The organism is Citrobacter sp. Cpo040, assembly GCF_030332915.1.
Taxonomy (GTDB): Bacteria; Pseudomonadota; Gammaproteobacteria; order Enterobacterales; family Enterobacteriaceae; genus Citrobacter; species Citrobacter portucalensis.
Map to the genome: position 1 here is coordinate 262511 of NZ_JAOWGX010000034.1, position 13593 is coordinate 276103.

Here is a 13593-nt window from a genome sequence, read left to right on the forward strand (position 1 = left end):
GCGCAATCGTGCGCCGCATTTTTTTAGGCGGGAATCGTTTCTATTTTTCCGGCACGTGACCAGACGCGGTGCGCGGTCATCAGCGTCAGCAGGGTATCCATAAACTGTGCGTCTGCACTGTCCGCTTCTACCACGCCTTCTTCTCCTTCATTTTTGATATTCAACGTTGCTTTAAACTGACGAGCATCGCCGGCCAGGGCGATAGGTTTTAAGTGCTTATACGCTTCGAGTAAATAATATCGGGCATCACCGTTCTTAATGATGTCCGCGAGATTACCGCATGGAACGATAACCGCATCTACCGTCAGGGATGGCGAACCCGCAAAAGTACCGGCGATCGTCAGAGCAGATCCATCATCGGCAACTACCTTACCCATTCGGGAATAGAGCAATTTGGCATGAACGCCTTTGGCCTGTAGGGCTTGCATGATGGCGAGCAGGTCGCTCGATTTCACCTGGTCATTAAGTAGGATGGCGACCACGCGGCCCTTAATCTCACCTTGCGCACCTGCATATAAACTGAGTGACGGTGCATTTTTCAAACCGTTGACGTTGGGCGGTGGCGCAATGCTGGCCTGTTCCTTGGTTAGCTTAAAACCGAGATTATCGGCAACCGCCTCGGCGAGGGCAGTATCAATATGAGCTAACTGTTCGACCACTCTTTCCCGAATATAGGGGCGCGTAACCTTACTGAGTTCGAAACTGAATCCGCCGATAATATGCTGCTGTTCAATTGGCGTCTGACTTAGCCAGAACAGGCGAGGGTGCGCATAGTATTCTCCAAAAGAGGGGCTACGTTCGCGGATTTTGTTTCCTTCAATCCGTTCCTGATACGACTCAAATCCACCGCGTTTTGGCCCCGGCGGCGTTTCACGCGGCCAGTTATCATTGATGGAATTCGGTTCATAGTTGGCTGGATTGGTATCGATGTCCATACGATGCATGCCGTCACGCTGGAAATTATGGTACGGACAGGTCGGGCGATTAATCGGGATTTCATGGAAATTGGGCCCGCCCAGGCGACTAATTTGGGTATCGGTATAGGAGAACAAGCGACCCTGCAGCAGGGGATCGTTAGTAAAATCGATACCAGGGACGATATGTCCGGGATGAAAAGCGACTTGTTCATTTTCGGCGAAGAAATTATCAGGATTGCGGTTCAGCACCATTTTACCGACGCGTTGCACCGGAACCAGCTCTTCCGGGATCAGCTTGGTCGGATCGAGCAGGTCAAAATCGAACTTAAATTCATCTTCTTCGGGAATCAGCTGTAGTCCCAGTTCATATTCCGGATAATCGCCCGCTTCGATAGCTTCCCACAGATCGCGGCGATGAAAGTCGGGATCCCGACCAGTAAGTTTTTGCGCTTCATCCCATACCAGCGAGGCTTTGCCTGCCAGCGGTTTCCAGTGGAAACGGACAAAGGTGGCTTTCCCTTGCGCATTAATCAACCGAAATGTGTGAATACCGAAGCCTTCCATCGTGCGATAGCTGCGCGGAATACCCCGATCGGACATTGCCCATATGACGTTGTGCAACGTTTCAGGCTGTAATGAGACATAATCCCAGAAGGTGTCATGGGCGCTTTGGCCCTGCGGGATAGCCCAATGCGGCTCCGGTTTAACCGCATGGACGAAATCCGGGAATTTATGGGCATCCTGAATAAAGAAGATGGGAGTATTGTTTCCCACCAGGTCGAAAATGCCCTCTTCAGTGTAAAACTTGGTCGCAAATCCCCGTATATCTCTGACCGTATCCGCAGAGCCTGCGCCGCCCTGAACGGTAGAGAATCGGACAAAAACCGGGGTGATTTTATTTTCATCACTTAGAAAGTCCGCTTTCGTCGTCGCACTCAGGTTGGCATAGGACTGAAAGTAACCATGAGCGGCAGAACCTCGGGCATGTACAATCCGCTCCGGGATGCGTTCATGATCAAAATGGGTAATCTTTTCCCGCAGGATAAAGTCTTCCAGCAGGGTTGGCCCGCGATTACCTGCACGCAGAGAGTTTTGATCGTCTGCGATTCGCACACCCTGATTAGTTGTCAGAGCAAAATCTTCGCTTCCTTTACGAAAACTGTCCAGTGCATTGAGTTTGTCACTTTTGATATCCGGCGCTTTTAAACTGCCGGACGTAGTGGGCTGCATACCTGGCGGCGTGGGTTCAGGTGTTGACCGATGTGAACCGTCTGTGGGTGCCAGTGAATCAAGTCCTGGCTGGGATTCGCTGGCATCATGAACCGGCGCTGAGTGATGGAGTGGATGCTTATCATTCTGTGACATTAAACTCGTCTCCTGGTTTCATTGCTGAAAGGGTCGTTGCTGCTGTCAAAAGCTTTAACTATAGACCACTCACTCAGCGGCGCAGGTACAGGCCGATGACGTAAAGCGCGATGAACCAGGCAAACAGCGCACGCAAGGCAGGACGCAAGGCGGCAAAATCGGCTAAGATAGCGGTTTTCTGATTTTTAGAATTTGTCTTTAGTGAAGCAACTGATTATGAAACCTCTTCGCCAACAAAATCGTCCGGTTATCAGCTATGTTCCTCGCGTGGAGCCCGCGCCACCAGAGCATGCGGTTAAAATGGATGCGTTTCGTGACGTATGGATACTACGCGGAAAATATGTCGCTTTTGTCTTAATGGGGGAGGCGTTTCAACGTTCGCCTGCATTTACGGTCCCGGAATCAGCACAGCGCTGGGCTAATCAGGTTCGCCAGGAAAATGAACTAAGGGATTAATGGATATAAAAAAACCGCCGGAGCATGATACTCCGGCGGTTTTTTGTTTTTTAGCTGACAGACTTAGCGATGCGCCAGTTCGGCGTTATCGTCGCTGTCCAGAATCGTTTTATCAGTCTGCTTGAGCCATTGGCTGGTCAGCGTACCGGCAGTCATGGAACCGCTTACGTTCAGCGCGGTACGACCCATATCGATCAGCGGCTCAACGGAGATCAGCAGCGCAACCAGCGTGACTGGCAGACCCATAGCGGGCAGGACGATCAGCGCGGCAAATGTTGCACCGCCACCGACACCCGCAACCCCTGCGGAGCTCACGGTCACGATACCAACCAGCGTGGCAATCCACATTGGGTCCAGTGGGTTGATACCGACTGTCGGTGCAACCATTACTGCCAGCATTGCCGGGTACAGGCCCGCACAACCGTTCTGACCAATCGTGGCACCAAACGAGGCGGCAAATGAGGCGATGGATTCAGGCACGCCCAGACGACGGGTCTGCGCTTCAACGTTCAGCGGAATTGAGGCTGCGCTGGAACGGCTGGTGAAGGCGAAAGTCAGCACCGGCCACACTTTGCGGAAGTATTTTAACGGGCTAACGCCGTTCACACCCAGCAGAATCCCGTGAACCACGAACATAATGCCCAGACCGAGATAAGAGGCCACGACGAAGCTACCCAGCTTGATGATGTCCTGCAGGTTGGAACCTGCAACCACTTTGGTCATCAGTGCCAGAACACCGTACGGCGTCAACTGCATCACCAGACGGACCAGTTTCATCACCCAGCTTTGCAGGGTATCGATAGCGACCAGAACGCGCTCGCCTTTTGGTGCATCATCTTTCAGCAGTTTTAGTGCGGCTACACCGAGGAATGCAGCGAAGATAACCACGCTGATAATCGACGTCGGGTTCGCGCCAGTCAGATCGGCAAACGGGTTTTTCGGAATAAACGACAGCACCAGTTGCGGAACGCTGAGGTCAGCTACTTTGCCAACATAGTTGGTTTCAATCGCGTTCAGACGTGCGGTTTCGGCACCACCTTGCACCAGACCTTCGGCGGTCAGGCCGAACAGGTTGGTCACCAGAACACCTACCAGCGCGGCAATCAGCGTAGTAAACAGCAGCGTTCCGATGGTCAGGAAACTGATTTTACCTAACTGAGAGGCGTTGTGCAGACGAGCAACGGCGCTGAGAATAGACGCAAATACCAGCGGCATAACAATCATCTGCAGCAGTTGGACATAACCGTTGCCGACAATGTTGAACCACTGTACTGAATCTTTAAGAACCTGGCTGTCGGAGCCATAAATGGTGTGCAGCGCAAGGCCGAACACGACACCCATGACCAGACCGACCAGTACTTTTTTGGCTAGACTCCACTGTTTGTGACGGGCTTGCGCCAGCACGAACAGCAGCACTACGAACACGATAATGTTCGCGATTAATGGAAAGTTCATCCCCGTTCTCCTGATCTTATTATGCGTATCACCGTTTAAAGGTGATTCTGTTGGCGCAAGATTAGCAGAACTGTGACTTGCCTCTTATATTCAAATGGAATTGTTTATACCGAAAATGACTTTTTGGCTGATTTATTAGTCAATCTGATGCGCTATGAAACGATTGAACTGCATTTGTAGCGTATTAATCATCTGCGAAGACCAGCGTACCGCGCTGTTCTCTTGTACGGTCTGCGGCATCCAGATTGCCCACGCGAACAGTGCCATGCACAGAAACCGCTCCAGTTGATTGCCTTTTTGCGGCACGAGGATGGGCAGACGAAAACGCCAGCGGCAGGGCCAAAGCAGGGGGACGCCTGCTGGAGTCAGCATGTCAGCCAGAATGTGACTAAGATAGCCGAGTACCATACCTTGTAAGGCATCGGCCGGTATTATCCAGGTATCAGGAACTTTCAGGTAAAACGTGGCCAGCAGGGCAAAGACTGCCAGCAGGCTATGCGTAAACCCGCGATGGCCAAATGCGCGGGCAATGGGTTTTGATATCCACTTAAGACGCTGGCCGAGCAGGGATTTGGGATGATCGATATCCGGTAGCAGACATGTCAAAATGGCTGAAGGGACAATATGCCACCAGTCACCCTGCGCAAGAACGGGCGTTAGCTCGGCATTTTTGGCAAATACCGCACAGGCAATAGAAAAAAGAAGGTGGCCTTCCGCCGTCATGATAAAACCCAATAAACTGTCGATTCATACAGTATAGGGGTTTTATACAGTAGGCGGAAGAGGTGACGTTGTAACCCTTTGTCACAAGTGCGCCTTTACCGCGCCAGCCAACCACCGTCCACGGCCAGCGTATAGCCATGAATATAGTCAGAGGCGGGACTTGCGAGGAACACGACCGGACCTTTTAGATCATCCGGCGTGCCCCAGCGCCCTGCGGGAATACGATCGATAATCTCCTTATTGCGCTCGCTGTCTGCGCGCAGTTGCTGGGTGTTGTTGGTCGCCATATAGCCGGGCGCGATAGCATTGACATTAATTCCTTTGGCCGCCCATTCATTGGCGAGCAGGCGAGTGATGCCCAGAACGCCGCTTTTTGATGCGGTATAGGAAGGTACACGGATACCCCCCTGAAAAGAGAGCATCGAGGCAATGTTAATGATTTTTCCACCATTGCCCTGCGCCACAAACTGGCGCGCCACGGCCTGCGACAGAAAGAAAACGGATTTGAGATTCAGATTCATCACGTCATCCCAATCTTTTTCACTGAAGTCCAGCGCATCCTGACGGCGTATAGTTCCTGCATTGTTGACCAGAATATCGACCCGGCCAAACGCCGACACCGTTTGTGTCACGATGCTGGTGAGAGCATCTTGTTGACTGAGGTCGGCCTGAATGGCCATAAAGCGTCGACCGAGGGCGTTAATTTTCTCTGCGGTTTCATGCGGTATTTTACGATTCACGCCGACTACATCGCAGCCCGCTTCAGCCAGCGCCACTGCCATACCCTGCCCGAGGCCGGTGTCACATCCAGTGACGATGGCGACTTTACCCTCGAGACGAAAAGCTTCATGAATCATGTTTACCTCAACTATTTATGTCATTAACGCTTGCGCTATAGGGCAAGGATAGGAGAGGTTAAACAGAAATACAATTAAAAATGAAACAGTGTTTTAAAAACGAAAGTCTGAAAAGACGGGCAATACGATCATTGCCCGTTACAGGATTAGCCGCGCAGATGAGCGGCTGTGAGTTCGGTGAGCGAGGTTAGTTTGACGTCGGCAAGAACGAAGCGAGGATCGTCCTGATTCTCATGTGCTGGTACGACGATGGAACGCATACGGGCAGCTTTCGAGGCAATCATGCCGTTCACTGAGTCTTCCAGTGCTACGCAGTTTAACGGGTCAATGCCCAGTTTCGCCGCACAATCGAGGTAAACTTGTGGGTGCGGTTTGCTGTAAGGCAGTTTTTCTGCAGAAGCCAGCGCGTCGAAGTCATCGCGCAGATCAAACATGGTCAGCACTTTTTCCAGCATATGTAGCGGCGAGGCGGATGCCAGTCCTACTTTGATTCCCTGAGATTTGCACAGTGCCACAGCTTCACGAACGCCTGGCAGCAGCGGTTTTGTCTCTTCAACCAACGCAATGGCCCGGGTAATGATGCTCTCGGTGACTTCCTGACGTGAGGGGCCGTTCCAGGGTTGCTGCGCAAACCACAAATCAACCACCATGTCGATGCGTAAGCCAAGGGTATCGGGAAGTTCATGGCGGCGGGAGATATCAACGCCTAAACTTGCTATCACATCCAGTTCAGCCTGATCCCAAAGCGGTTCAGAATCGACCAGTAACCCATCCATATCGAAAATTGCAGCAAGAATTTGACGCGGGGTTGACATTACAACCTCTCCTTTACGGTGATAAAAGGGATTAGAGCCAGCGTGGACGGACTCTGAGCGTTCATTATGGCTAATTCAGAAGTATACCGCCTTTAAAGATCAGGCGAAAACGGTAATCAACGGGTAAACTTAGGCCAAAATGACACGTCTTAATCAAGGGGAACTCATGACGTATCAACAAGCTGGACGCATTGCCATCTTGAAAAGGCTGGTGGGATGGGTGGTTTTCATTCCCGCGCTGATTTCAACGCTGGTTTCAGTACTGAAGTTTATGTACGCGCACAGCGAAAAGCAGGAAGGGATTAACGCGGTCATGCTCGATTTTGCCCATGTGATGATCGACATGATGCGGGTGAACACACCTTTTCTTAACGTGTTCTGGTATAACTCGCCAACGCCCGATTTTCAAAGTGGACTGAATCTCGTTTTTTGGCTGATATTCATTCTGATTTTTATCGGCCTGGCGTTGCAGGACTCAGGCGCCAGAATGAGCCGCCAGGCGCGTTTCTTACGCGAAGGCGTTGAGGATCAGCTAATTCTGGAACAAGCAAAGGGCAGTGAAGGATTATCCCGCGAGCAACTTGAGTCGCGAATTGTGGTACCGCACCATACGATCTTCTTACAAATTTTCCCGCTTTATATTCTGCCGGTGATCGTTATCGTGATCGGCTACTTCTTCTTCTCACTGCTGGGCTTTTTGTAAGTGCCACTCTATCGGGCCTGCCACGTTGCGAAACGGCAGGCCTGATAAGCAACACGGTACGTCGTTAAGCCGCCAGTAATCTATCCAGCGCTTTCTGCGCCACAACCAAATGCTGTCCCCCGAACAGAATTGCCCGATTCAGCAGCGTATAGAGCTGGTAGATTGGCTGCCTGTCGAGAAAATCCAGCGGTAGTGGCGAGACAGACTGGTAACCGTCATAAATTTGCGGCGGCTGATCGGTATGTAACGGCAGCATTGCCAGGTCACACTCTCTGTCCCCCCAGTAGCAGGCAGGGTCAAAGATGTACGGACCGTTCGGGCCGAGGGCGCAGTTCCCGGACCACAAATCACCGTGCAGGAGAGACGGCTGCGGCTGATGAGAAGAGAGACGTTGCTGGACATGTTCGACGATGGCATCAATATTGCCAAACGCAATGCCTTTTTCAGCGGCGAGTTCCAGCTGCCAGCCTATACGCTGCTCAGCGAAAAAGGTTGACCAGCGACGTTGCCAGGTATTTGGCTGCGGCGTGGTAGAGAGCGCGTTATCGAAGTCGAGACCAAACTGAGGCTGGTCGCTCCATTCGTGCAAATGCGCAAGCTGTTGACCGAGGATAAACGCGTTATGCGCATCAAGCGGACGGGGAGGGAGGAAATCCATCACCAGAAAGCTGTAATCTCTGTCTGCGCCTACTGCCCAGACTTTCGGTACAGATACAGTTTGACTGCGGGAAAGTAGCTCCAACTGATCGGCTTCTGCCGTAAAGCCGGTTAACAGCTCTCTTTCATCGCATTTGACGAAAAAATCTCGCCCCGCATAGCGTAAATGCCATGCGGCGTGGATCTCTCCGCCGGGCAGTTCATTACGCAGTTCGATTTCGCCTTCACCTAATTGCTCGCTTAAAAGACGACTGATAGCCTGCCACATGATGTCTCTCCCCATGTTGTCTGCCAGATCATAAGGTTAGCGCAAGAATGCGGTTAAAAAACACGAACTGACGCACACCACGGACGCGTCATCGCTGGAAAGGCACTTAATGTTTGTCGTTCTTCTTCACCCCGTACCGTTGTGGAGACACCTGACTGCACATGATTCACTTCTTTGTAATCACGTGATTTTTTAGCATAGACGTATAACCCCCATGCCGACAGTTTTACCGGAACATCCCCCTTCTGTTAAAAGGGGGACGGTGCCATTACTGCGCAAGGTATGCATATATTTTTTGCGTATCGTCCAAAGCGCACAGACGCGTACCCTGATTCAGGGTTGCTGCGCTACCGGCGGCGACACCGTAACGGACAATATCCTCAAAAGGCGCGTTCTCTGCCAGTTTAAGCGTCATGGCCCCGACCATACTGTCGCCCGCGCCTACGGTACTTTGACTTTTCACCGGTGGCGGAACCACCTGAACGCAGGTATCGCGATCTACACCCAGCGCCCCTTGCGGCCCAAGCGAGACCACAACGCGGTGCGCTTTTCCGCTTTGCACGATTTCCTGTGCGGCTTTGCGCACATCATCGGGCTGTGTCAGTTCGCGGTTAACCAGCGCACTCAGTTCTTTGAGGTTGGGTTTGACCAGTTCGATATTGCCGATGGCTAACGCCGCCGTCAGTGCTTCGCCTGAACTGTCGACAATACAGCGGATCCCCTGTTTTTGTGCGGTGGTAATGAGTCGGGTCAATTTCTCAAGCTGTACGCCGGGCGGCAAACTGCCGCTGATGACCAGCAGCGCGCCAGATTCAATTTCCAGCACCTGATCCTGAAGTTGGTAGAACTCTTCATCGGTCAGCGCAGCGCCTGGCATGACAAAACGATATTGTTCGCCGCTGGACTCCACGTGGACATGAAGATTTTGTCGGGTCCAGTCTTTGGCTTCGACGGTAGATACGGGAACATTTTCGTCGGCGAGCAATGCAACAAGATGTTCTCCGGTTGCTCCCCCCGCGGGGAAAATCGCTGTTGCGGTTCCCCCAAGATGGGCAATTGCGCGAGCGACGTTGATACCGCCGCCGCCGGGTTCAAAAACCGGCGAGGTACAACGAAGCTTACCTTCCGGGTAAATTTGCGGGGTGATTGTTGCGCTATCGAGAGAGGGCGCAAGTGTTAACGTATAGATACGTACCATCTTTACCTCCTGTTAGGCTGAACTCAGTCTGGCACTTAACCTCCCGAAAGTGAAGTAATTAACAACATGATTTTTCATATCTTTATTTAAAATTATCGTCATAAAGATATATAAATAAAATAAAGGTTTAGGAACGCTCTTATTCAAAAAATGAAATAAGAATTTATTGCTATGTTATTCGAGTCTTTTTATAATTTGTTACCTTTCAAGGGTCTTTTGTCATTGATCCATATGAAAGTTTCCGAGACCGTAATGGTCTCTTTTTTTGTTGTACGGACTCTTAATAAATGAAGCTTTTGAAGACAGTGCCCGCAGCATTACTGCTGACGGGAGGCCTGCTTGCGTCAATGCATGCTGTAGCCGATGATTCCGTTTTTACTGTCATGGATGACCCTTCCAGCGCGAAAAAACCCTTTGAAGGTAACCTGAACGCGGGATATCTCGCCCAGTCAGGCAACACAAAAAGTTCTTCTTTAACCGCAGATACCACGATGACCTGGTACGGCCAAACGACCGCATGGTCTCTGTGGGGAAATGCCAGCAATACCTCCTCAAATGATGAGCGTTCATCGGAGAAATATGCCGTAGGTGGCCGTAGTCGTTATAACATGACCGACTATGACTATCTCTTTGGGCAGGCAAGCTGGTTGACCGACCGTTACAACGGTTATCGCGAGCGTGACGTACTGACCGCAGGTTACGGTCGTCAGTTCCTCAACGGACCTGTGCACAGCTTCCGTTTCGAATTCGGTCCTGGCGTGCGCTATGACGAGCACACGGATGGCACCACCGAAACACAGCCGTTGGGCTATGCGTCCGGGGCCTATGCATGGCAGATGACGGACAATACCAAGTTTACTCAGGGTGTGTCGGTATTCGGCGCTGACGATACCACGCTCAACTCTGAAACTGCCCTCAACGTTGCCATCAATGAGCACTTTGGGTTAAAGGTGGCTTACAACGTGACCTGGAACTCTGAACCGCCGGCAACAGCGCCGGAGCATACCGATCGCCGCACGACAGTTTCCCTCGGCTATCGGATGTAATGACAAGCCGGGTCAAATAAATGACCTGGCTTTCCTAAATTAAAGTTAAGTTTATTTAATATTTAATTTGCGTTTTATTTTTTTATCTGGTCATAACGCACTATTTTCAGACAAATTCGATTAATCGATAAATAAACGAAAGCGGAACAGTGGGTGAGCGTCATTTAGCCCCAGATCATCGCAGCCCAGCGCAGCATCAACATGGCCGCACAAATAACGAGCAGAATCACAACCATCTTCCAGTGTTTCTTCGCAAAGCGATTTGTGGGCATTGTTTTTTTCCTGCTCAGGTTAGATGACTTTGTGCAAGTGTAACAAAGACGGTTGGGTGTCAGTGAATTGATTTACATCATAGAGCGCGCGTTGATTGTTGCTTTGATCGACCCGTAATGCCGTGTACACTGTCAAACGGTGTTATCAAAAAGCGGGTGTAGGTCCAGTGTGGTCTCTAAGGCGACCAGTGACATATTTCGCAGAGTGAAGCGGGAATCAGCCCAGACCTTTTTGATAATTTTAAATATTGAATCTTTGTATGTGCTCTTACGTGTGGGGCACCACTGCAAATAAGGATATAACATGCCTGTTATTACTCTTCCTGATGGCAGCCAACGCCATTACGACCACGCTGTAAGCCCCATGGATGTTGCGCTGGACATCGGTCCAGGTCTGGCGAAAGCCACTATTGCTGGCCGTGTTGACGGTGAGCTGGTAGATGCTTCCGATCTGATTGAGCATGATGCGAAGCTCTCCATCATCACCGCGAAGGATGAAGAAGGTCTGGAGATCATTCGTCACTCCTGTGCGCACCTGTTAGGGCACGCGATCAAACAACTCTGGCCGCACACCAAAATGGCGATCGGACCGGTTGTTGATAACGGTTTTTACTACGATATCGATCTTGACCGTACGTTAACCCAGGAAGACGTCGACGCGCTCGAGAAGCGGATGCACGAGCTCGCTGAGAAAAACTACGATGTCATTAAGAAGAAAGTCAGCTGGTACGAAGCGCGTGAAACCTTCGTGAAGCGTGGCGAGACCTATAAAGTCTCCATTCTTGATGAAAACATTGCCCATGATGACAAGCCTGGCTTGTACCATCATGAAGAATATGTCGATATGTGCCGTGGCCCGCACGTGCCGAACATGCGTTTCTGCCATCACTTCAAACTGATGAAGACCGCAGGGGCATACTGGCGTGGCGACAGCAATAACAAGATGCTGCAGCGTATTTATGGTACTGCATGGGCAGATAAAAAAGCCCTGAATGCCTACCTGCAACGTCTGGAAGAAGCGGCCAAACGCGATCACCGTAAAATCGGTAAACAGCTTGACCTGTATCATATGCAGGAAGAAGCACCGGGTATGGTGTTCTGGCACAACGATGGCTGGACTATCTTCCGTGAACTGGAAGTATTCGTTCGTTCAAAACTGAAAGAATACCAGTATCAGGAAGTGAAAGGTCCGTTCATGATGGACCGTGTGCTGTGGGAAAAAACAGGTCACTGGGACAACTACAAAGATGCAATGTTCACCACCTCTTCTGAGAACCGTGAATACTGCATTAAGCCAATGAACTGCCCAGGCCACGTGCAGATCTTTAATCAGGGTCTGAAATCCTATCGCGATCTGCCGCTGCGTATGGCTGAGTTTGGTAGCTGCCACCGTAATGAACCGTCAGGTGCGCTGCATGGCCTGATGCGTGTTCGTGGCTTCACTCAAGATGATGCACATATCTTCTGTACTGAAGAGCAGATTCGTGATGAAGTTAACGCGTGCATTCGTATGGTCTACGATATGTACAGCACCTTTGGCTTCGAGAAAATCGTCGTCAAACTGTCCACTCGCCCCGAAAAACGTATCGGTAGCGATGAAATGTGGGACCGTGCTGAAGCTGACCTAGCCGTTGCGCTGGAAGAAAACAACATCCCGTTTGAGTTCCAACTGGGTGAGGGCGCGTTCTACGGTCCGAAAATTGAATTTACCCTGTATGACTGCCTCGATCGTGCATGGCAGTGCGGTACTGTACAGCTGGACTTCTCTCTGCCGTCCCGTTTAAGCGCCTCTTACGTTGGCGAAAACAACGAGCGTCAGGTTCCGGTTATGATTCACCGTGCAATTCTTGGGTCGATGGAACGTTTCATCGGTATCCTGACCGAAGAGTTCGCGGGCTTCTTCCCGACCTGGCTCGCGCCGGTTCAGGTTGTGGTCATGAACATCACCGATTCTCAGTCTGAATACGTTAACGAATTAACGCAGAAACTACAAAATGCGGGTATTCGTGTAAAAGCAGACTTGAGAAATGAGAAGATTGGCTTTAAAATCCGCGAGCACACTTTACGTCGTGTCCCTTACATGTTGGTCTGTGGCGACAAAGAGGTAGAAGCAGGCAAAGTTGCCGTGCGCACCCGTCGTGGCAAAGACTTGGGCAGCCTGGACGTAAATGAAGTGATTGAGAAGCTGCAACAAGAGATTCGCAGCCGCAGTCTTCAACAACTGGAGGAATAAGGTATTAAAGGCGGAAAACGAGTTCAAACGGCACGTCCGAATCGTATCAATGGCGAGATTCGCGCCCTGGAAGTTCGCTTAACAGGTCTGGAAGGCGAAGCTTTGGGTATTGTGAGTCTGAGAGAAGCGATCGAAAAAGCTGAAGAAGCTGGAGTAGATTTAGTTGAAATCAGCCCTAACGCCGAACCGCCAGTTTGTCGTATTATGGACTACGGCAAGTTCCTTTATGAAAAGAGTAAGTCTTCTAAGGAACAGAAGAAAAAGCAAAAAGTTATCCAGGTTAAGGAAATTAAATTCCGTCCTGGCACCGACGATGGCGATTACCAGGTAAAACTCCGCAGCCTGGTACGCTTTCTGGAAGATGGCGATAAGGCTAAGATCACGCTCCGTTTTCGCGGTCGTGAGATGGCCCACCAACAGATCGGTATGGAAGTGCTCAACCGCGTCCGTGACGATCTGAGTGAACTGGCAGTAGTCGAATCCTTCCCTACGAAGATCGAAGGCCGCCAGATGATCATGGTGCTCGCTCCTAAGAAGAAACAGTAAGGCCTTCAAGTAGCAATGTCTGTGGAGCCTACGGGTTCCACAGCCGTTGTTCGCCTACGTTTCGTTTATTAACAATGCGAAG

Annotated in this window: 13 protein-coding genes; 5 read left to right on the forward strand and 8 right to left on the reverse strand. The window is 50.9% G+C overall.

The window, feature by feature from the left end:
- Positions 1–23: 23 nt before the first annotated feature.
- Positions 24–2282, reverse strand: coding sequence for a catalase HPII (gene katE / locus OGX86_RS06050; RefSeq protein ID WP_168978336.1), 2259 nt, complete (start codon positions 2280–2282; stop codon positions 24–26).
- Positions 2283–2474: 192 nt separating this feature from the next.
- Between katE and cedA the strand changes: the two genes are divergently transcribed.
- On the forward strand, positions 2475–2738 hold the full coding sequence (gene cedA / locus OGX86_RS06055; protein WP_071692181.1) for a cell division activator CedA: 264 nt from the start codon (positions 2475–2477) through the stop codon (positions 2736–2738).
- A gap of 63 nt (positions 2739–2801) precedes the next feature.
- Here the strand turns inward: cedA and tcyP are convergent, their stop codons facing one another.
- The 4 genes from tcyP to hxpB form a co-directional block, all read right to left on the reverse strand.
- Positions 2802–4193 carry a cystine/sulfocysteine:cation symporter gene (tcyP, locus tag OGX86_RS06060; protein WP_006684833.1) on the reverse strand — a complete coding sequence of 464 codons (1392 nt, stop codon included), beginning with the start codon at positions 4191–4193 and terminating at the stop codon, positions 2802–2804.
- 135 nt (positions 4194–4328) lie between these two features.
- Positions 4329–4928, reverse strand: a complete 600-nt coding sequence (locus tag OGX86_RS06065; RefSeq protein ID WP_128316686.1) for a metal-dependent hydrolase — start codon at positions 4926–4928, stop codon at positions 4329–4331.
- 83 nt (positions 4929–5011) lie between these two features.
- On the reverse strand, positions 5012–5773 hold the full coding sequence (kduD, locus tag OGX86_RS06070) for a 2-dehydro-3-deoxy-D-gluconate 5-dehydrogenase KduD (RefSeq protein WP_048226754.1): 762 nt from the start codon (positions 5771–5773) through the stop codon (positions 5012–5014).
- A gap of 146 nt (positions 5774–5919) precedes the next feature.
- Entirely contained in the window at positions 5920–6588 is a 669-nt protein-coding gene (gene hxpB, locus OGX86_RS06075; protein ID WP_197385035.1) for a hexitol phosphatase HxpB, read from the reverse strand.
- A gap of 166 nt (positions 6589–6754) precedes the next feature.
- On the opposite strand from hxpB, the gene OGX86_RS06080 reads away from it, so the two are divergent.
- Positions 6755–7291, forward strand: coding sequence for a YniB family protein (locus tag OGX86_RS06080; protein WP_008784573.1), 537 nt, complete (start codon positions 6755–6757; stop codon positions 7289–7291).
- 64 nt (positions 7292–7355) lie between these two features.
- On the opposite strand, the gene OGX86_RS06085 is transcribed toward OGX86_RS06080, so the two are convergent.
- Positions 7356–8216, reverse strand: a complete 861-nt coding sequence (locus OGX86_RS06085) for a fructosamine kinase family protein (protein WP_003030598.1) — start codon at positions 8214–8216, stop codon at positions 7356–7358.
- A gap of 268 nt (positions 8217–8484) precedes the next feature.
- Positions 8485–9414, reverse strand: coding sequence for a 6-phosphofructokinase II (pfkB, locus tag OGX86_RS06090; RefSeq protein ID WP_048226753.1), 930 nt, complete (start codon positions 9412–9414; stop codon positions 8485–8487).
- 287 nt (positions 9415–9701) lie between these two features.
- On the opposite strand from pfkB, the gene OGX86_RS06095 reads away from it, so the two are divergent.
- Positions 9702–10460, forward strand: a complete 759-nt coding sequence (locus tag OGX86_RS06095; protein WP_003832568.1) for a DUF481 domain-containing protein — start codon at positions 9702–9704, stop codon at positions 10458–10460.
- Between the two features lie 164 nt (positions 10461–10624).
- On the opposite strand, the gene yniD is transcribed toward OGX86_RS06095, so the two are convergent.
- Positions 10625–10732 (reverse strand): small membrane protein YniD, encoded by a 108-nt coding sequence (gene yniD / locus OGX86_RS06100; protein WP_003030590.1) that lies wholly within the window; start codon positions 10730–10732, stop codon positions 10625–10627.
- A gap of 304 nt (positions 10733–11036) precedes the next feature.
- Here yniD and thrS point away from each other — a divergent pair, with 304 nt between their 5' ends.
- On the forward strand, positions 11037–12965 hold the full coding sequence (gene thrS / locus OGX86_RS06105; protein ID WP_003832572.1) for a threonine--tRNA ligase: 1929 nt from the start codon (positions 11037–11039) through the stop codon (positions 12963–12965).
- A gap of 3 nt (positions 12966–12968) precedes the next feature.
- Entirely contained in the window at positions 12969–13511 is a 543-nt protein-coding gene (gene infC / locus OGX86_RS06110) for a translation initiation factor IF-3 (protein ID WP_048997935.1), read from the forward strand.
- Positions 13512–13593: the final 82 nt, after the last annotated feature.

Excerpts from the sequence above, each read along its gene's own strand:
- tcyP (WP_006684833.1), bottom strand. The coding sequence starts at position 4,193 with ATGAACTTTCCATTAATCGCGAACATTATCGTGTTCGTAGTGCTGCTG.
- OGX86_RS06095 (WP_003832568.1), top strand. The coding sequence starts at position 9,702 with ATGAAGCTTTTGAAGACAGTGCCCGCAGCATTACTGCTGACGGGAGGC.
- hxpB (WP_197385035.1), bottom strand. The coding sequence starts at position 6,588 with ATGTCAACCCCGCGTCAAATTCTTGCTGCAATTTTCGATATGGATGGG.
- kduD (WP_048226754.1), bottom strand. The coding sequence starts at position 5,773 with ATGATTCATGAAGCTTTTCGTCTCGAGGGTAAAGTCGCCATCGTCACT.
- thrS (WP_003832572.1), top strand. The coding sequence starts at position 11,037 with ATGCCTGTTATTACTCTTCCTGATGGCAGCCAACGCCATTACGACCAC.
- katE (WP_168978336.1), bottom strand. The coding sequence starts at position 2,282 with ATGTCACAGAATGATAAGCATCCACTCCATCACTCAGCGCCGGTTCAT.
- yniD (WP_003030590.1), bottom strand. The coding sequence starts at position 10,732 with ATGCCCACAAATCGCTTTGCGAAGAAACACTGGAAGATGGTTGTGATT.
- pfkB (WP_048226753.1), bottom strand. The coding sequence starts at position 9,414 with ATGGTACGTATCTATACGTTAACACTTGCGCCCTCTCTCGATAGCGCA.
- OGX86_RS06085 (WP_003030598.1), bottom strand. The coding sequence starts at position 8,216 with ATGTGGCAGGCTATCAGTCGTCTTTTAAGCGAGCAATTAGGTGAAGGC.
- OGX86_RS06080 (WP_008784573.1), top strand. The coding sequence starts at position 6,755 with ATGACGTATCAACAAGCTGGACGCATTGCCATCTTGAAAAGGCTGGTG.